Raw genomic sequence first — 20,257 nt, 5'->3', positions numbered from 1 at the left:
CTCCCTATTCCGCTTTTACTAGGGGGTAATCATTTTATAATCTAAATGGGCATTTTGGGAGGGATCTTCGTTGAGTGAAGTGACAGAGTTAACACCAGATAAAGGATCAGTGAGCTTGAATTTAGAAAATAAAGCAGTAAAAAAGGGCTTGTTAGAAACATTTGCCTTGAGAGTTAGTCAATTATTCGCTTTGATTTCTGGAAGTGCTGTGATGGTGATGATGCTTCTGATTGTCATCAATGCCATTAAACGATCCTTTTCAACCCCAATACTTGGAACAACCGAAATGGTCGGTTGGTTAGCGGCCATTTCCGTTTCTTTTGCACTTGGTTATACGCAAATTCACCGTGGTCATGTGGAGATTGACTTACTTGTCACAAAATTTCCTGAAGGATTACAAAAGGGCCTAAGAATTGTGATTGCTTTTGTTTCCCTTGGCTTCTTTAGTATCGTAGGCTGGCAACTATTCCAATATGCACTATCACTGTCTGCCAATCAAAATGTTTCTCAAACCTTAGGAATTGTCTTTTACCCATTTGTTATTCTTACTGCCCTTGGATTTTTTGTCTTTGTGTTAGTCCTTTTAACAGACCTTATTGCCGAAATAAAAGGGGGGAAGTCGTATGGATCCAATTAGTATTGGGTTAATTGGCATCATTGCCTTATTAGTCCTCATTTTTCTACGCATGCCTGTCAGCTTCACGATGTTTATCGTCGGGTTTGTTGGATTATTTCTATTTATGGGAAAAGAGGCAGCTTTAAATGTTCTTGGTGCTGATATTTGGGGGCAATTTTCAAGTTATACATTAGCTATTATTCCATTGTATGTCTTTATGGGTGAAATCATTTTCCGCTCTGGGATCACGCAAAACTTGTTTGACGCGGCCTATAAGTGGCTTGGGCAATTTAGAGGGGGAATGGCAAGTACAACCGTTTTAGCTAGTGCTGGTTTCTCGTCTATTTGTGGATCAAATACAGCTACTGCGGCCACAATGGGAACCATCGCCTTACCTGAATTAAAAAAATATAAATATGATCAAGCTATTAGTGCAGGCAGTGTGGCGACTGGGGGAACGTTAGGAATCTTAATCCCACCGAGTACAGTATTAATTGTTATTGCAATTCAAACACAGCAATCGGTTCAGGATTTGTTCGTTGCTGTTTTACTACCAGGATTCCTGCTTACCACTTTAATGATTTTAACGATTATCTTCCTTTGCCAAAGAAACCCTGAATTAGGACCAGCAGGACCAAAATTTCCTTTAAAAGAAAAACTAAAATCGTTAAGAGGGGTTATTCCTGTATTTGTTTTATTTGCCTTTGTGATTGGGGGCTTATTCTATGGCTTGTTTACCCCGACAGAATCAGGGGCGTTTGGTGCGTTTGGTGCCCTTCTCATTACGATTGCGATGAGAAAATTCACATGGAAACGCTTTAAAGATGCACTAGATAGTACGATTCGTTCAACCGCTATGGTGTTATTTTTAGTCGTGGGTGCGGTCGTTTTCGGACGTTTTATCACGGCGACAAGACTTCCGTTTGCTGTGGCCGAGTTTGTGAATAATCTTGCGGTACCGTCAGTGATTATCCTTATTGCTATTTTATTGATCTATGTGATTGGTGGGGCCATTATGGATGCGTTAGGCTTCTTAATCTTATCGATCCCGATTTTCTTTCCAGCGATCATTGCACTCGGGTACGATCCGGTCTGGTTCTCGATTCTTCTATGTATCGTGACAAGTATAGGTGCAATTACGCCACCGGTAGGAGTGAACGCCTTTATTGTTCAAGGAATATCAAAGGAAATCCCGATTACAACGGTTTTCAAAGGGACAGGATATTTTATTGTGACGTATACGATTTTTGTGGTTATTCTGATCCTATTCCCAGAAATCGTTACATTCTTAGTTTAAAGTTCAGAATTTTCAGACTTAATTGGTAGAGGGGCAAGTGTCTGGAAACCGTAGAATATCGATTTAGTAGCATAAGAGAAGCTACTAGATACGGCGTTCTACGGTTCCAGGCACTTTTTATTTAATAAGGCTCTTTTCGCAAACTTTGTTGCTTTTGAAGATGAATGATTATTATCTTTAGCTATTTTGACATGCAAAATAAGTTTTATTTATGAGAAAAGAGCTCGAAAACTGATTTTAAAAGCATAAAATAGCTATTTCTACGTTAAAATCGGCATTAGGATTTTAACAACAATCTTTACGAAAGCAGCCTTTAATAAAGATAAGATTCTTATGTTAGAGAGTGAATTCTTTCTCCAGTGGCTGCGCTTTACTTATAAATGTACCTTTCGGAATGTTCTAATACGAATCGCACTAATATTTCTTAGTTATTCAAACCTAATATGCAGTAGTTAGATTATTCTAAATATTCTATATTGTGTTCATAGGGAAAATATTTGAAGATGAACGAAATATTGAAATTCGATCTTGGCTTATGAAAACGTTTTAATTCAATAAAGATTGTATTTCTCAAATTTTTAACCAGAGAACAAAGGAGAGGTTTTTAATGCAAATGAAAGAGCAAAGAGTCGCAATTGTTACAGGAGCTAATAAAGGTCTCGGATTAGCCGTTGCTGAAAATTTTGTGAATGAAGGAAAAAAGGTCGTTTTTGTCATTAGAAACAAAGAGAATCTTGAACAAACAAAGCAGAAGTTTCAAGAAGCATTTGATAAAGAGCAAGTGATGTTTATCCAATTAGATGTCTCTGATATTAATGGAATTAAAAAGGCTGTTGACCAAGTTGTAGATAAGTGGGGGAGAATCGACATTCTCGTTAATAATGCAGGGATCCGTTATGAAACGTCAATCGAAGAGATTGATGAAGCGGAATGGGATCAAGTCATGTCTGTGAATGTAAAAAGTACATTCTTTTTCTCGCAAGCGGTTATTCCGGCGATGAAAGAAAGAGGATGGGGACGAATCATTAATATGTCTTCATTCGGTGGTCAGGCCGGCCCATTAACTTCAGGTGCTCATTATTCTGCTTCGAAGGCAGGACAAATTGCCTTAAGTAAAACCTTTGCTAGATCCTTAGCAGAATATGGCATTACCGTTAATGCGGTCACTCCAGCTTCTGTGCGTACGCCAGAGATGGATAAAATGGACCCCGAAAAAATAGCGAAAATGGTTGAGAGCATCCCAGTAAAACGCGTAGGAGAACCAAAAGAGGTGGCAGACTTAGTTTCCTATTTAGCTTCTGATTCTGGTGGATTTACAACTGGAGCGACCTTCGACATTAATGGTGGAAGGCTGATGAGATAATACAACACTTAATGATTAGGTTAGGAAACAAATTGTTTTTTTAACTTCATTCAGCAAATGCTTTTTGTACCGAAAGCTTGCGACAGGTACAGAAGTCTCTAACGATTATAAGTGGTGAGATGAATGCTAGCTTTTAACAGTTCAGTGGGGGTCCAAACCCCGACTGAATGAAGTTAAAGCCTCCGGCGAGCCTTTCGATTTTCAGGAGGAAATTTATCGAGCGAGCTCAGGTATTAACTGGGCGCAAATACGCCAAGGCGAATTTGATAAGAAAAGAATGTCCAAGAATGGGGAGGAAAAAAAGATGACTGTTGAAATCCAAAGTAAGGACCTACTTAACTGTGTGTTGGACGAAATCCGAAATCGTAAGGATGAATTTGAAGCGAAGCGTCACGTCCCTCGTGATATGGTTCAACAATTAAAGCAGCTGGGCGTTTATCGTGCTCATGTACCGCAATGCTTTGGAGGTGCTGGAACTTCGCCATCAGAATTTCTTAAACTAATTGAGAAAATCTCTGAAGCGGACGGTTCCGCTGGATGGGTAGCAAGCTTTGGCTCTGCTAATGTCTACCTAGCAGCCCTGCCAAAAGATACACTTGCCCAATTATATGCTAATGGACCAGATGTTGCCTTTGCAGGCGGTCTGTTCCCAGTCCAGCCTGCCGAGAAAGTAACAGGCGGATTTAGTGTAAATGGTCTTTGGAAGTTTGCAAGTGGCTCAAAGGGGGCTGATGTTCTTGGTGTCGGGATTGGCACTGGGGAAGGCGGCAAGCCTTTAACAGCTGTACTAAAACCTGAGGACGTGGAAATTGTTGAGAATTGGGAAGTCATGGGGATGCGTGGAACAGGGAGTCATGATCTAAGGGTAAATGATGTTTTCGTTCCTGAGGAATGGACCTTTGTCCGTGGTGGTGTCCCTACTATAGATGAACCGATTTTTCAGTATCCAACCATTGCGTATGCAGCACAGGTTCTAGCAGTGGTGAACCTTGGTGTTGCTCGTGCTGCACTTGATGAAGTTTCTCAGATGGCCGCTGGTCGTGATAGTGTTTCTGGCGCACCTAAGATGGCTGATCGCGCATATGTGCGAATGGGTGTGGCAGAGGCGGAAGCTAAGCTTCGATCAGCACGTGCATTTTTCTACGAGACTACTGATTCCGCTTGGGAATCTATTTTAAAGGGTGACGGAGTTTCTCCTGAGCAAACAAGTATGCTTCGTTTAGCTGCAGCAGAGGTTACTCGTGTAGGTGCAAGTGTTGTCCAGTCCGCTTACATGCTTGCAGGGATTACGGCAATCTACGACGGACATCCATTACAGCGTTATCTGAGGGATGCGATGGTCGTAACCCAACACGCATTTTTAAGTGAAGGCATGTATGACGGAGCTGGCTCCGTATTACTAGGCACAAAGCCGTTTCCTGGCTTCATCTAAGCCTAGAAAAACAGTCAAAAAGGATATTCACTTCAAAAGCTTTTTATCAGTATTCATCCCTTTAATCAAAAGGAGGGGATGAATACTGAATGAAACCACCTAGTCCTCTAAAGACCTTCATAAAGAAAAGTGCTTTCCCTATTCTATACAACATTAGAAGTAGTTTATATAATTTCTTGTTTCTCATATTTCATTTGTTAATTAGGACGTTGCTTCCCACTCCCTTTTTGTGATTGCTACCATAAAAAAATTTAATTAAACATTATAAAGGAGGGATTTTCATGGGAATTATTTTAACGAAAAAGATTGAAGGTCCTGCAGCATGGACTGGAAAAGGTCTGTCTAAAGATGATTCATGGATCCATTATTTATCCGAGAAAACGATTGCTTCTTTAGAATATGCTTTAAATCAAGTTCTCAAAAAGGGATTAAAGGCTCCTGACTTTACGAAGGAGGATTTTCCAATTCAAGATCTTTCTGACGAAATTAACTATAGAGTGTAGAGGCATGTACGACGGTGCTGGCTCTGTATTACTAGGCACAAAGCCGTTTCCTAGCTTCATTTGAGGAACATCGTTTGAACGATCGCTTCATTGCCTTCATCCCCTGAATTTATAAGGGGGATGAAGGCAATGAAGCTCTTTAAATCAATGAGTCTATTATCTAGAAAACATCCTACTCCAGCCAATCTATCTACCAGCCTCCTGAAAAGTTTTATTCCCCACTAATTCCAAATAGTAAAAATATTCTCAAAATGGAGTAAATAAATAGAAGAATTCCTTTATTTAAGGTAAAATAGAGAAAATTCAAAAAATAAATTATATAAAAATGCTTTTTAAGGATAGTAGTGATCTTAATTTTAGGAATATTCTATCATTAAACAAGAAAGAGGTAGGTTGTTTTGACATCGACTAGAAATAACAAATTGACAAATATTTTTTCCTTTTTCAATCATGGAGGAGATTATTATTTCCAAGAAAAGCGTATGGTCATTTCAAGTACGGATGCATGGGGGGTATTAAGGAAGGATCTCATTGACACGTTAGGAATCCAAAGGGCAAAAAGGTTTCTTCTTCGCTACGGTTGGCATTGTGGAAAATATGAAGCAAGGATGTTAAAGGATATGGTTGATTGGGAGAGTGACATGGATTGGCTTATAGCTGGCTCACAAATGCACCAAATTGGCGGCCGTGTCTTATCGTATCCGGAATACTTTCATGTAGATATGGAGAAAGGAACGTTTGATGTTTCTGGGCACTGGGTTGATTCGTATGAAGCCAAGCAGCATTTACAACATTATGACTTGTATCATGAACCAATCTGTTATTTTCTGATTGGTTATGGTGGGGGTTATACAAGTGAATGTATGGGGAAGAGGGTCATTTTTAAGGAAACGGAATGTGTCGGAAGGGGCGATAAACAATGTCGCTATGTGGCAAAAACAGTGGAAGAATGGGGTTCTGAAATCGATGATGATTTGACTAACTATGAGGAACAAGACATTGCCGATGAACTTGATATTGTCTATCGTCGTGTAGAAAGACAAAGTGAGATTCTGCATGTCGGGACGTCCATTACCAAGAACTTGACGTCTGCTCTCCTTCAGGACAAGGGGATGCATGATTTTGCCAAAATCCTTGCTGATGACTTAAGTCTGCCGGTTTTTATCCAAAACCAGTACTTTGAAGACATCGCCCATTATGCTGATGAAACGTATCCAAATATTCAGGAGTATCAATGGGAGAAAATCAAAAGATTTATTAAAAAAGAGGTATCTGATCTTGTCCTGACTCAAACTGAGTCCTATGAAATGGCAACTCATCAGCATCTACTCGTTTCTCCGATTATTATTCAAAATGACGTATATGGCTACATTTCTATTTATCGGGAAGGGGAACCATTTGGGGATGCTGAAACAGATTTTCTCGAAAGGGCCGCGAGTATTTGTGCTGTCAAAATGTTAAATGAACGGACGGCCATTCAAACGGAAGAGAGAATGAAGGGGGACTTGTTGGAGGAACTCTTTAAGAGTGAAACCAATACGGCTGATATTGTGAAGCGATTCTCTTATTTTGGCTATAACATCAACAAGCCCCATTATGTGGCAACCTTCGAACTCCCGAATCATACGCTCTTCCCGGATTCCGAAGAACATAACACAAATAAAGGGAATAGCCCCTTAAAAGCATTGATGAATTTCTTTAGTCGAGAGGAAACGCACTTTCACACGACCTTTATTAAGCTGCAAAAGTATAACAAAGTAACGGTTTTAATTTCAAGTGAGTACCTTCAGAAGAAAAAAATCAACATCAAGAGTTTTGCTGAAGACTGTTACGTGTTGATACAAAAGGAGATAGAAACGGATTCAATCTATATCGGTGTAAGTAAGCTCTGTACTGACGCTGAGCAATACAGTAAACGATATAAAGAATCCACTAAATCTATTGAGGTAGCAAAGGCGAAAAATCGGTTAATGAATACGAAAAGTAGTGCCGTCGTCCATGCGGATGAATTAGGACATATTATGATTTTGCTAGATGCGAGGAAACCGGAGGAATTATTGGCGTATGCTCATGAGTTTTTACTTGACTTAAAAACCTATGACGAGAAAAATTCGACAGAACTGGTTCGAACGCTATATTATTATATTGAAAATGAATGCAATCTCCATAAAACCGCTAGAGAAATGAACGTTTCAATAAGTGGGATGCGTTATCGCATAACAAGAATTCAAGAAATCATTGGCGTCGATTTGTCAAAGGCTTCATCTAAATTTGAAATTCAAATTTCTTTACAAACGTATATGGTTTTTAACCTTTTGTAATTTTAACTCCATTCAGCAAATGCTTTTTGTACCGATAGCTTGCGACAGGTACAGAAGTCTCTAACAATTATTAGTGGTAAGATGAATGCTAGCTTTTATCAATTCAGTTGGGGTCCAAACCCCGACTGAATGAAGTTAAAGCCTCCGGCAGATGTCTCGGATTTTTTATAGGTAAGTTATCGAGCGAGCTCAGGTAAATCCGGACGCAAATTCGACGGGGCGAATTTGATTTGGTTGCTAATGGTATTTCCCCGTTTCAAAATGTCACTTTATCTTTCAATACGTTTATGAGTTTGGTCTAGTTCATCGCCAATATCTTCTCGCGCATAATCAGCCAATTCAGGTGCAATTTCATCTCCCCATAAGTCCATTGTTTTTCCGACAAATCGACAATGCGAATCGCCCTTCCCGATGCATTCGACTTCCTTGAAGACGACTTTTTTTCTAGAGAGGTACTACAATAACCACTTGCATATCCCTCAAGAAAGTAACAGACGGGTTCTGAGTGAGGGGGAAAGTGCTGCAAATATGCATGGTCTCATAAGAATTTTTCCAATCGCCTTCCACGTCTAATTCCTGGTTTTCAACATTATTTTTTAAAAAATCAGATTAACATTTACCCTTGACTGTATGTTTCGGTTGTAAACTTTCGTAACTTTCCGACCTAATCGTCAATTGTTTGAAAGCGTTTGATTTAATAAGATATAAACATAATATCTTAATTTTCGAAATAAACAGTAAAATACAATATAGGAGGAATTGATATGCTAACAAAACAAGATAATCATTTATTAACAAGAGTAGGTCCTGGTACACCAATGGGAGAGTTATTCCGACGTTATTGGCTTCCAGCTTTAAAGTCAGATGAATTACAACCTGACGGCAAGCCGCAACGTGTGAAATTACTTGGAGAAGAATTAATTGCATTTCGTGACACGGAAGGAAAAATTGGTTTGATGGAGGAAGCCTGTCCACACCGTGGTACTTCACTATATTATGGAATCAATGATGGATGTGGGCTTCGCTGTATGTACCATGGTTGGAAATTTGATACAAATGGCGATTGTACGGAAATTCCATCAGAAGAAGGAGATCCAAAGTTTAGACAGAAAATCAAAATTAAAAGCTATCCAGTAAAAGAGGTTAAAGGAATGGTTTGGACCTATATGGGACCAGAAGATACTCAGCCTGAATTCCCTGAATTTTATTGGATGGGATTGCCTGATGATTATATGATGTCGGAGCGAGTTTGGCAGGAATGTAACTATGCACAGGTAATGGAAAATGACCTTGATTATGTCCATGCAGCATTTCTACACAAAGCACATGGAAAGCAGGAGACAGGTGAAGGGGTTTTAAGTACTGATTTAGGAATTGATCCGGATCATCCGCTTGTGAAAAATCCGCCGGTTAAGCAGGATGTCGAGGATACAAATTACGGAAAACGTTGTGTGGCGGTTGGAATTGGTACTGAAACTGAAAATGCGTTTATGGAAATTCACTATATCTTCCCATTTTATACGTATCCGCCAAGATTTGAGGGAGAAGATGGAATGTGGCATGCGTTTATTCCAAGAGATGATTACAGTACTTGGTCATGGGATGTCCAATTTTCACATGATCGTCCAATCGATGTTCAAGCTAATCATGAACGCCGTGGCTTAGAACTAGATGAGCATTTCAAAAAACAAATCAGCCTTGAAAATGATTATGCTCAGGATCGTGAATTGCAAAAAACAGGAAACTTTACGGGTATTCGTGGAATTGCGAATCAGGACCATGCAGCAACTGAAACAATGGGACCGATAGTTGACCGTTCGAAGGAACACCTTGGAACAAGTGATTTACCGATTATTCATATGCGTCGCTTATTACTTCAACAAGCGAAAGCGTTCCAAAAAGGAGCAGAGAACTTTAAGTTAGACAATAACTCCTTAAAAGATCTATATAGTGCAGGGATCTATGACAGCAATCAAAAATCATGGCAAGAGGCATTTCCAATGAATCAACAGTTTAAAGCAGGTGGACAAGAAGTAAAGTCATAATAGATAGGTGGCCTTTTACTAGATCGATAGATGAATGTAACGATTATCGATTCGGTTGTGGGGTGATTTCCTTTGGGAAGGCAAAAAAGGAAATCATCCTACTAATATTTACGTTTTAACTCCATTCAGCAAATGCTTTTTGTACCGATAGCTTGCGACAGGTACAGAAATCTCCATCTTCTATAAGTGGTGAGTTAAATGCTAGCTTTTATCAATTCAGTGGGGGTCCAAACCCCAGCTGAATGAAGTTAAAGCCTCCGGCAGATGTCTCGGATTTTTTAAAGGTAATTTATCGAGCGAGCTCAGGTAAATCCGGATGCAAATTCGACGGGGCGAATTTGATTAGGATAAGAATTTCGAAGTGAAAGCAGGGATTGCATGACATTAGAAGAGTATCTACGAACTATTTTGGATGATGAGGAAGTAGAATTAGCGATACTAGAGCCGGCCTTTACTTTTAGTTTAGAAGCTTATGAGGTGTCTAGTTATGAATGAACTTCTTTTTGATACGATTGAAAACGTTGCAAACGCCATTAAAATTAAACAGATTTCACCGGTCGAATTAACCCAGATGACCTTAAAGCAAATTTCCGAGCATGAGCCAAGAGTGAATGCGTTTATTACGGTTATGGAAGAAGAGGCACTGGCTCAGGCGAAACAATTGGAGACAGAGTTGTCAAACCATCATGTAAGAGGGCCGTTACACGGTATTCCCATTGCGGTCAAAGATATTTTACAAACAAAGGGTGTAAAAACGACCGGCGGTTCTAAAATTTTTGATAACTGGATTCCTTCTGAGGATGCGGCAGCTGTTCAAAAATTAAGAGGTGCTGGAGCAGTTATCATTGGCAAAGCGAATTTGCATGAATTCGCCATGGGGGCGACGACGGAAAATCCCCATTATGGCAGTACAAAAAATCCTTGGAATGTGACAAGAATTCCAGGTGGCTCTAGTGGGGGATCTGCGGTAGCAACCGCAACTGGAATGGCTTTTGGTGCAGTAGGAACGGATACAGCGGGGTCCATCCGACTACCGGCAGCGATGTGCGGCACCGTTGGATTTAAACCAACCTACGGAGTGGTCTCAAGACGCGGCTGTCTACCATTCAGTTGGTCATTGGATCATGTAGGTCCGATGACTAGAACAGTTCAAGATGCGGCCATTATGCTTGAAGTCATGAAAGGTCATGATCAAAAGGATCCAGCATCTGTCCAAAAAAATGTGACGGTTCTGTCAGACTCTTTACATGATTTAAAAGGAGTCAAGCTTGGCTTCTATGAACCTTATATGTTTGCTGGGATTGATGATGATGTGAAAAAGGTTATAGAAGAAGCCTTCCATCAACTCGAATCATTAGGAGCGGAAATCGTTCCCATTGATTTACCGGGGATAGATGAGGCTCTTAACGCGTTAAAGGCGATTGCCCAATCAGAGGTCGTCTCGGTGCATGAACCATTTTTGAAGAAATATGGTCATTTATATGGAGATGATTTGAAATACCGTTTTGACTTTGGTAGTGATATTTCTGCAAACGTCTACCTTCTTGCCCAACGCAGAAGAGAGCAGTTTGTTAGAGAAACGATCAAACAGATGAATGGGATTGATGCCTTAGTTGGCCCAACGAATGTTCAGCCACCGTTTGAAATTGGAACGATGGTTCCGGAAATGGCGATCAGCAATATGTTTACCCTTGGTAAAACGCCGTTAGCGAATATTCTTGGTTTTCCGGCTCTCTCTGTTGCTTGTGGGTTTACTTCGGAAAATCTTCCAGTCGGTTTGCAGTTGATTGGAAAGCCTTTCACCGATCAAAGGGTGCTGCAAATTGGGGAATGCTACGAGAAATCCATGCAATGGGTGCAGGCATTAAAAAACAATTTGAATTATGTTCAGCAATAATATACAAGTGTTAGCTCTTGCTATCTACAAACTTAGTGAAATATGAGGAGACTAAGATGATTCAGAAAATGGAACATGTAGCGATCATGGTTGGCAATATGGATGAAACCATTCAGTTTTATTCAGATATTTTTGGGTTTAAAGTACGGCTTCGAGGTCGTAAACCTGACCGAGAAATGGCTTTTTTATATCTTGATTCACAGCGGAGTATGGAAATTGAGCTCATTCAGGAATTAACAGAAGGAAGCAAATACAGTGAAACGGGTATTGTCAATCATCTCGCATTCACTGTTGAAAATATTGAGGAAACCATTCGTTTTTTGAAGGAGAAGGATATTATCTTTACGTCAGATGATGTAAAGCCAACTCTTGAGGGAGGACGAATGATCTTATTTCATGGACCGAACCGTGAGTTGCTGCAGTTAGTAGAACGGGTAAAAGAACCTAAAAGTATTTAAAAAGGAGGAATAACATGGGAAGAGTACTTCGTCTTGGCCGGGTAGAATTAAGTGTACTAGATTTAGATCAATCAGTAGACTACTATACTAAGGTGATCGGATTAGAAGAAACCGGACGTGCAGGAAATAGTGTTTATTTAAAGGCATGGGATGAATATGATCATCATAGTTTAATTTTAACAAAATCGAATAAAGCGGGTCTGGTTCATATGGCCTTTAAGGTCGAGACCCTTGATGATTTAGCCTATTATGAAAAGAAGGTTGAAGAGTTCGGCTGTACTACCTCACGTATTTCCAGCCATACAAGATTAGCAGAAGGAGAAGCAGTTCATTTTATTTTACCAACTGGTCATCATTGTGAGTTATATTATGAAATTGGTTTCCTTGGAACGGCAGTGGGTACGCGTAACCCTCATCCATGGCCATTAACCGCAAAAGGGATTGCACCACATCGTCTTGATCATTTATTACTAACAGGGGATGATTTGAAGACCGTTACACGATTCTTTGTTGAAGTCCTTGATTTTAAACAAAGTGAAAGAATCGTAACGGAAGGCGAAGAAGAATTACTAGGTAGTTTCTTATTTACGACTAATACAGTACATGATATTGCGTTTGTCCATGGGCCTGATGCTAAGCTGCATCATGTGGCTTTCCATGTGGATTCCCTACATGATGTATTTAAAGCGGCAGACCTCTTATCGATGCATAAAGTTCCATTCGATGTTACGCCTACCCGTCATGGAATTACAAGAGGACAAACCATTTATTTTTTCGATCCTTCTGGAAACCGAAATGAAGCATTTGCTGGCGGTTATATGGCATTCCGTGATATGCCGACGATTACATGGGATGCATCTGAAATTGGAACTGGTATTTTCTATCACCGTAGAGAATTGTCCGAATCCTTTATGAAGGCATTAACATAATTCTATATATACTTAGTGAGGTGATGGCATGTATAAAGTATCATTAAAAGCAAGAAACCAAGAATTTGAGTATCAGTGTTCTCCGAGACAAACCCCATTAAGAGCAGCTCGGGATCACTTTATTCCATTTCCAACTGGATGCCAGCGTGGAGGCTGCGGGATGTGTAAGGTTAAAGTGTTGGAAGGCGAGTACGATCACGAAACAACCCGATCCCATGAATACCTTCCTGATGAAGAACTAAAAAACAATTTTGCACTCGCTTGCTGCATGACTCCTAAAAGCAATCTAAATATGATAACAATCGAGGATTATGAAAAGCAAAAAAACACATTGGCGGCTGCTAGTAATAACTGAGAAAGGTGAAATAACCGTATGTCTGATGGAGATTAGGGCATACGGTTATTTCAAGGAGGACCAAGCCTCGATGAAGATAAGATGGTTGGTATGTCGATATAAAGAGAATTAATTTGTTATTACCGGTGATCCCAGAAAAATCATAAGATAGGATGATTTACCTTCCGAATAGCCATTCATTTTTGCGGAAAGCACACTCTTCGGAAGGTAAATGCTTTATCCTGTTATATTTAGGCGGTGAGAAAATTGAAGGTTATTCATTTAAATAGAAGCAATCGGAAAAATCGAATGAATGAAGCAAAGCCCTGTGTAATGGCTCTGGGATTTTTTGATGGAGTTCATCTTGGTCATCAAGAAGTCATCAAATCCGCAAAAAGAGAAGCAGATAAAAGAAACCTTCCATTGGTAGTCATGAGCTTTTTTCCTCACCCGAAGGAAGTTCTTTCAAAAGAAGATAAATTATTCCCCTATTTAATCCCACAGGAAAAAAAACAAGAAAAATTAGCGGAATTAGGAGTGGTAATTTACTATTTAGTCCATTTTGATAAGGAATTTGCCGTTTTGCCTCCAGATGAATTTGTAAAAAAGTATCTCCTGGATTTTGGTGCTGTGATCGTTGTTGCTGGTTTTGATTTTACGTATGGCTGCAATGGGAAAGGACATATGGAGCGAATGAATTCTGACTCGAATGGATTACTTGATGTCATCAGAGTAGGAAAAATAGAGTTTACGGGTGAAAAAATTAGTTCAACGATGATACGAAATTTAATTTTTTCCGGAAAAGTGAAACAAATCCCTTTTTTCTTAGGTGAACCTTATCAAATGAAGGGAACGGTTTTATTAAATAAAGAAGATATGAACGTACTCATCTCTCCTTTTTACTTACTTCCTCCTCCTGGCCGTTATAAAGTGATTGTATCGAACGGGTTTAGAACGTGTCAACTAGAAGCAATCATTCATAATGAACAACTTATATTGAATTTACCAGAAAAAGAGGATTCTCCTTTTTCTAACAATGAAGTGATTTCTATCGTTTGGGAAGAAAAGCTGACAAATGAGTATGCGACATCATTCGATCAAAGAAAGTCCCCTTTAACACCTATTCGCTCTTAGATTGTACCTCTCCTATTGCAAATAAAGTATCATTTCGATTTAATTATCGAAATATTTTGTGTAATTTGATAAAGCAGATCTATATAGATTCAAATCATAAAGGGGTTAATAATCGAAATGATCCAACCTACTAATTTAAAGGGTTTATTACTTCCTTTTTAAGCAACTCATTGATCTGCTGTTCTTTGTTTTTATCTTCCATTTGCATAAGCTGAGGGTAGTGTATAGTAAGATCTCCATCTTGATAGATCTCTTTTTTAAATTGATAGGAAACAACTTTTTCTTCTTGCACGACAGGAGGCGTGTCTTCTTTCATTGGAGCATTTTCTTGTAAAGAATCAGGAGCCCCTTGCTCAGTTAGATCTTTGGTTTCCTCTTTTTCCTCAGCTTGTTTTGGAGAGGTTTGCATGTTTTCTACTTGTTTCACTTCCTGACTTTCACATCCTGTCGCAAAAACACAGCCACAAGCCAAAATACCCTATAAAAGCTTTCGATTCATCCTTTATCTCCTCGCTTTCTATTCAGATATTTTCAGTTTGAAAAAGTATCTATATGAATATACGATCTATGTTTGTTTTTCATGTACAGCTGTTTTAGAAATATTGAAAATCAATTGATATAAGTATATTTTGTTCATCTTCTTCCATCAAGTAAAAAAGCTAACTTTTATATTACAGAATTTTTCACCATAATTCTACGAAAAGTAATCCCAAAGGCTTTTGTCAATGGGATAGCGGCCGCGTGTTCCTCGCCACAAGTGGTCAATGTGCTTTAGCGCTAACCCTGAAACTCGTGACTTTAGTCATGAGAGGTTCATGAAGTGTTATAATAAAGCAGGTACAGAATTCCATTCAGCGAAAGGAGAACTATTTATGAATAACAAGCAATTTGGAAGAATTCAAACAGGAAAAGGTTTTATAGCGGCTTTGGACCAAAGCGGCGGAAGTACTCCAAAGGCACTATTGTCATATGGCATTAGCGAAAACAGCTATTCCAACGATGAAGAGATGTATACATTGGTCCACGAGATGAGGACTCGTATTATCAAGAGTCCTGGGTTTGATTCCCAGTATGTTTTGGGAGCAATTTTATTTGAAAACACGATTGATCGTTCGATTGACGGGCAATACACAGCTGACTTTTTATGGGAGAAGAAAGGCATTGTGTCTTTTCTGAAAGTTGATAAAGGTCTTGCTGAACTTGAGGATGGAGTTCAGCTCATGAAACCGATTAACGGTTTAGACGAGCTTCTGAATCGGGCAAATGAACGCAACATCTTCGGGACGAAAATGCGCTCGTTTATTAAGGAAGCTAATCCTTCTGGTATCAAGAAAATTGTTCAACAGCAGTTTGATGTCGCGAAACAAATTGTTGCGGCTGGACTAGTTCCGATTATCGAACCGGAAGTGGATATTCACAGCGCAGATAAGGCAGGTTCAGAAAGAATATTAAAAGAAGAGATACTCGATCAATTATCTGCCCTAGGGAAAGACGTAAAGATCATGCTTAAACTCTCTTTACCTACAGAAGATAATTTCTATAAGGAATTAATTGAGCATCCGAATGTTGTGCGGGTGGTGGCGTTATCAGGTGGCTACACACAAGCCGAAGCCAATGAAAAGCTAGCACATAATCATGGAATGATCGCAAGTTTCTCGCGTGCCTTAACAGAGGGACTAACTGCCAATCAAACAGATGATGAATTTAACGCAATGCTGTCCAAATCCATTCAGAACATTTCTGAAGCCTCCAACGCATAAGGACAACCGAAAGAACGACCCCGAGCTTGATTAAAAGCTCGGGGTCGTTCTTCGGTGTGTGACAAATTTCGATTTAATACCGATGAAGACTGAAAAATCCAAACAGTTCAGGGGAAGAAATGAACTATTGTGGGAACAACTGGAGCCACAAATCGTTCGTTCATTAATCAATCCGGGTGCTACAGCTATAGATTATGTTAAAATGACCTTTTAGCTTATGAAAAACGATTTAAAGCACTCTTATAGACTTCTTCCTCAAGGTAGCCTTAAACATCTAATATGTATTAAAAGGCATAGATGTTTAAGCTTATTGGCCAAAAGTTATAATGATCCATAGTAAATGAGAGGGGGAATTCTCGTGATTGTAAGAGAACGAGCAGATGAATTTATTATGATTGAACAAGATAACCATGCGATCGTGTCAGGTGAACTGATGAAAAACTGGGAGGATTCTCTTTTGTATGGAGAAGAGTTTAGACAGTCAGTACAATACGCGGTTCGGTATCATGACTATGGATGGAAGCCTTTTGACAAACAGCCATTTTGGAATGACCGAAGTCAGGCTCCCTATACTTTTTCAGATTATCCTTTGTCGCCGAAAATGGTTATTTACACATTCGGAATTCTTGAAGTGGAAAAAAATGATCCTTATGCGGCACTTCTTTGCAGTAGACATTATTCTCGATTTTTACTGCATGATCCTTCCGAAGGGGCTGTTGCCTTTATAGAGCAAGAAAAGGATCGTCAAAAACGATTGATTGAATCTTTTGCGGGATTAGACGATGATTTGTTCAACTTCCATTACGGGTTACTAAAGTTAGGTGATGATTTATCCCTATACATGTGCTTAAATGAACCGGGTGTACCAAAGGAAAAAGAACACTTCTTTTTTCGAAATGGGATCACACTTCCAATGAAGCCAGGGGATGAAAAGCAAGTGAAGATGGCTCTTAAATGGAGAGATCAACATACCATCTCTGCTGATCCATTTCCTTTTAAACAAGTGATCACTGTTAAAATAAAACAAAAAATCATAAACAAAAAAGATATTTTGACGAATGGATTAATCAAAAGCTATGAGAAATCACCTTATGAGGAAGTCGAGTTGCATTTTGTTCCTGAAAATTTTATGAAAAGTAATGATTAAGGCGGGGTATATTTTTTAAGTGAACTATATAAATTCTTCCTTTCATAGCCACAATATGCATCAAATATTTACCTAAATATGTAAAAGTCTCAACTTTATAGTGCTTTTGAACAATTATATAGTGGGATACTAATTAGTATCCCACTGTTTTAATGTGCCACTGACATGTATCTGTTATTTGAATCTCCCACGATTGAAATCATGAGATTCTTTGATAAGAATTTAATATCACTGTTAAGTCAGTTAAATTCTTATTGGGACCGTCAAAAGTCAAAAGTCCCTTACACTCTTAGCTAAAAAGAGTCCACTTGCATTGTTCCCAATCATGAATAAAATGGGATTAAATATTATTCGGAGATATTCCGTATATCCGTATAGAGGAAGGATCTATCCAATTTTGGGTATCCTTTTAAGTGCTGTCGAGAGGGAGAAAAATAAATGATAAATAGGGGAAAATTTCAAAAATAAACTAATAACATTATGTGCTAAATACACATTATAAAACCAAAAACCTTCGTCCTATTCATTTCCTATTAATATTTTTAAGTACTCGTATTTAAGAAAACTTACCGATAGTAAAAGAAAAAGGAGAAATTCTTTGCATTTTAAACGATTTAAGGGAGTGAATTAGCATGCAACAAAAGACAATGGACGAGTTGCTAGACTTGGAGGATAACTGGCTGGATCGCGAAGGCTTAGATGAAGGAGAAGAGAGGAACGCTTGGTTAGAAGAGGGGGTCGAGTTGTACAAACAGTTTATCCAATTAGATAAGAAAGAACCTCGTTATTCCATCACTTTGGCAGACCTTTATTTAGAAGTTGGGCGAGACGAGAAGATAAGAAAAGGAAACCATCTTGCTGCTTATCAAACATTGCGAATGGCTACCATTCATGCACCCAATAAACGGGATGCGTTTTATCATTTATCATTCATTTTAGCGAAAGAAAAAAGGAAATGGGAAGCCGTTCTTTTTTACGGGAATGAAGCTTTAGCAAAAGGAATGAAGGGTAGTAAGCAGATTAAACTACAATGTAACTTGGCAGTTGGGTATGCAAGGCTGGGCTATATTGGCAAGGCATTAACATTGATTGAAGAGGCAAAAAGACTGGATACAAATAATGATCATGAATGGTTCATTGATTTGTATGCTGATCGAATGAAAGAGAATCGAAGAGAGCCGATTTTGTTAAAAGGATCAAATGAAAAAAGGAAGTTTGTCTCAAAAGATGACTATAAGAAAGTGGTCGAAGAAGCGATGGATGGGAAGTGTGTCGTATTAGATTTAACTTCATTCAGCAGAAGTCCTCCACTTCTAAAGTTAAGGGATGAATGCAAAAAGCTCTCTGATTCAGTGGGGGTTCAAACCCCGACTGAATGAAGTTAAGCCTCCGGCGGATGCCTCGGATTTTTAAAGGTCATTTATCGAGCGAGCTCGATAAAAATCCGGGCGCAAATTCGGCGGGGCGAATTTGATCAAAAGAAGAAAAATTTTTCCGTGCTTCTCAAGATGATGTCCGTTTAGAACGAAAAGAAGCAGAGATTCTCGGTTTCTTAATGGACCATCCGATGACATCGTGTCCAAAAGCTAAAATTGAAGCGTCTGTCTGGTTAGACCGTCAAGTAGGATCTTCAGCGGTGAAGCGGTATATGGTGAGTCTTCGAAAAAAACTGTCACAGGCAATGGGGAGAACAGATATAGCTAGCTCCATACTCGTCACGACAAAAGAAGGTTACGAATGGAGAGGAGAACTGCCCTCAATTGTTCTCCGTTAAGCTGGTTACGAATTCGTAACCAGCTTTTTTGGTGCGCCCAGCATGGGTGCAATCTCTAGGGTGTGAGTCCCGAACTGCGAAGGCAGAAGTAGCAGTTAGCCTAACGCAAGGGTGTCTGTGGTGACGCAGAATCTGAAGGAAGCGAGCGGCAAACTTCTGGTCTGAGGAACACGAACTTCATATAAGGCTAGGTATCATTGGATGAGTTTGCCAAACAAAACAAAGTCCTTTCTGCCAAAGATGATACAGAGTAAATGAAGCAGATAGATGGAAGGAAAGATTGCACTCTTACCTGGGGAGATCTGATGGATACGTGAAGTACTCTTCATAACCTACTTAGTGATAAGTAGCTGAACCATCAGAAGTCAGCAGAGGTCATAGTACGAATCGGTCTAGAACGATTCGGAAGGACCGAACAATTAGGAGAGAATAGCCCTTGGCATTCAGTGAGTCATGATGAACACAGAAAACGTAGTACCTCACTTGAGGAAGGAAACGGTGAATCCCGTGGGGGACCTCTTGGAGGGTGGAGTGACCACTGGCATAAGAAGATAAGCTATTCACGGAAGGAAGAAATAACGATGCTTATGAATCAAATCCTGTCACGGGAGAATATGCTTCAAGCATTGAAGCGAGTAGAACAGAATAAAGGAAGCCATGGAATAGATATGATGCCCGTACAAATCCTACGACAGCACATACTTGAAAATTGGTCATCCATCAGAGAGGCAATTCTCAAGGGTACTTATGAGCCAATGCCTGTCCGAAGAGTCAAAATCCCGAAACCTGACGGCGGTGTTCGGTTATTAGGTATTCCAACTGTGACAGACCGTTTGATTCAACAAGCCATTGCCCAAGTATTATCGAAGATATATGATCCGATGTTTTCCGAACAGAGCTATGGATTTCGTCCAAACCGAAGTGCCCATGATGCAGTTAGGAAAGCAAAAGAATACATCAAAGAAGGATACAGATGGGTCGTAGACATGGACCTAGAGAAGTTCTTTGACAAGGTGAACCATGATAGACTCATGAGCACACTAGCGAAACAAATCAACGATAAACCACTACTAAAACTCATTCGTAAATATCTACAAGCTGGTGTCATGACGAATGGAGTGGTTTCAATTACAGAAGAAGGAACACCTCAAGGTGGTCCTCTAAGTCCTTTACTCTCTAATATAGTGCTAGATGAACTAGATAAGGAGTTAGAAGAAAGGGGACATAAATTTGTTCGCTACGCTGAT

General features: G+C 39.4%; 17 protein-coding genes and 1 pseudogene. 17 read left to right on the top strand and 1 reads right to left on the bottom strand.

The genetic code is table 11. The features are described 5' to 3' along the window. Positions 1–79 precede the first annotated feature (79 nt). The 12 genes from JMM81_RS13820 (at position 80) to JMM81_RS13765 (ending at position 14,329) form a co-directional block, all read left to right on the top strand. Positions 80–637 (top strand): TRAP transporter small permease, encoded by a 558-nt coding sequence (locus tag JMM81_RS13820; RefSeq protein WP_256242258.1) that lies wholly within the window; start codon positions 80–82, stop codon positions 635–637. Then, the gene (locus tag JMM81_RS13815; RefSeq protein ID WP_256242152.1) at positions 624–1,913 is read left to right on the top strand and encodes a TRAP transporter large permease; all 1,290 of its coding nucleotides are present in this window, start codon (positions 624–626) and stop codon (positions 1,911–1,913) included. The genes JMM81_RS13820 and JMM81_RS13815 overlap by 14 nt, the downstream gene beginning before the upstream one ends. Before the next feature lie 607 nt (positions 1,914–2,520). Beyond that, a complete protein-coding gene (locus tag JMM81_RS13810) occupies positions 2,521–3,276 on the top strand; it encodes an SDR family NAD(P)-dependent oxidoreductase (RefSeq protein WP_256242151.1) in 756 nt (251 codons plus the stop codon). 304 nt (positions 3,277–3,580) lie between these two features. Beyond that, the gene (locus JMM81_RS13805; protein ID WP_256242150.1) at positions 3,581–4,708 is read left to right on the top strand and encodes an acyl-CoA dehydrogenase family protein; all 1,128 of its coding nucleotides are present in this window, start codon (positions 3,581–3,583) and stop codon (positions 4,706–4,708) included. A gap of 281 nt (positions 4,709–4,989) precedes the next feature. After that, entirely contained in the window at positions 4,990–5,211 is a 222-nt protein-coding gene (locus tag JMM81_RS13800; RefSeq protein ID WP_256242149.1) for a hypothetical protein, read from the top strand. Between the two features lie 398 nt (positions 5,212–5,609). Next, positions 5,610–7,532 carry a XylR N-terminal domain-containing protein gene (locus JMM81_RS13795; protein ID WP_256242148.1) on the top strand — a complete coding sequence of 641 codons (1,923 nt, stop codon included), beginning with the start codon at positions 5,610–5,612 and terminating at the stop codon, positions 7,530–7,532. Between the two features lie 764 nt (positions 7,533–8,296). Continuing rightward, positions 8,297–9,577, top strand: coding sequence for a Rieske 2Fe-2S domain-containing protein (locus tag JMM81_RS13790; protein ID WP_256242147.1), 1,281 nt, complete (start codon positions 8,297–8,299; stop codon positions 9,575–9,577). Positions 9,578–10,064: 487 nt separating this feature from the next. After that, on the top strand, positions 10,065–11,474 hold the full coding sequence (locus tag JMM81_RS13785) for an amidase (protein ID WP_256242146.1): 1,410 nt from the start codon (positions 10,065–10,067) through the stop codon (positions 11,472–11,474). 56 nt (positions 11,475–11,530) lie between these two features. Continuing rightward, a complete protein-coding gene (locus tag JMM81_RS13780; protein WP_256242145.1) occupies positions 11,531–11,932 on the top strand; it encodes a VOC family protein in 402 nt (133 codons plus the stop codon). 14 nt (positions 11,933–11,946) lie between these two features. After that, the gene (locus JMM81_RS13775; protein ID WP_256242144.1) at positions 11,947–12,861 is read left to right on the top strand and encodes a catechol 2,3-dioxygenase; all 915 of its coding nucleotides are present in this window, start codon (positions 11,947–11,949) and stop codon (positions 12,859–12,861) included. Positions 12,862–12,889: 28 nt separating this feature from the next. Beyond that, positions 12,890–13,216 carry a 2Fe-2S iron-sulfur cluster-binding protein gene (locus JMM81_RS13770; RefSeq protein ID WP_256242143.1) on the top strand — a complete coding sequence of 109 codons (327 nt, stop codon included), beginning with the start codon at positions 12,890–12,892 and terminating at the stop codon, positions 13,214–13,216. A 246-nt stretch (positions 13,217–13,462) separates the two neighbouring features. Further along, positions 13,463–14,329, top strand: a complete 867-nt coding sequence (locus JMM81_RS13765; RefSeq protein ID WP_256242142.1) for an FAD synthetase family protein — start codon at positions 13,463–13,465, stop codon at positions 14,327–14,329. Positions 14,330–14,459: 130 nt separating this feature from the next. Here JMM81_RS13765 and JMM81_RS13760 read toward each other — a convergent pair whose 3' ends face one another. Next, positions 14,460–14,756, bottom strand: coding sequence for a hypothetical protein (locus JMM81_RS13760; protein WP_256242141.1), 297 nt, complete (start codon positions 14,754–14,756; stop codon positions 14,460–14,462). 445 nt (positions 14,757–15,201) lie between these two features. Between JMM81_RS13760 and JMM81_RS13755 the strand changes: the two genes are divergently transcribed. The 5 genes and pseudogenes from JMM81_RS13755 to ltrA all read left to right on the top strand — a co-directional run. Then, positions 15,202–16,089: a fructose bisphosphate aldolase gene (locus JMM81_RS13755; protein ID WP_256242140.1), complete on the top strand. Its 888-nt coding sequence runs from the start codon at positions 15,202–15,204 to the stop codon at positions 16,087–16,089. Positions 16,090–16,447: 358 nt separating this feature from the next. After that, positions 16,448–17,236, top strand: coding sequence for a DUF3891 family protein (locus JMM81_RS13750; RefSeq protein ID WP_256242139.1), 789 nt, complete (start codon positions 16,448–16,450; stop codon positions 17,234–17,236). A 632-nt stretch (positions 17,237–17,868) separates the two neighbouring features. Next, positions 17,869–18,615, top strand: a complete 747-nt coding sequence (locus JMM81_RS13745) for a tetratricopeptide repeat protein (RefSeq protein WP_256242138.1) — start codon at positions 17,869–17,871, stop codon at positions 18,613–18,615. A gap of 143 nt (positions 18,616–18,758) precedes the next feature. Beyond that, positions 18,759–19,010: pseudogene (locus tag JMM81_RS13740) on the top strand (winged helix-turn-helix domain-containing protein); the annotation flags it as partial. 581 nt (positions 19,011–19,591) lie between these two features. Next, on the top strand, positions 19,592–20,257 hold a 666-nt coding region (gene ltrA, locus JMM81_RS13735; protein ID WP_256242137.1), incomplete at its 3' end, for a group II intron reverse transcriptase/maturase.

The organism is Bacillus sp. V3B (assembly GCF_024494465.1).
Taxonomy (GTDB): Bacteria; Bacillota; Bacilli; order Bacillales; family Cytobacillaceae; genus Bacillus_BD.
Note: the sequence above shows the minus strand (reverse complement) of the source record. Positions and strands in the feature narration are given on the sequence as shown.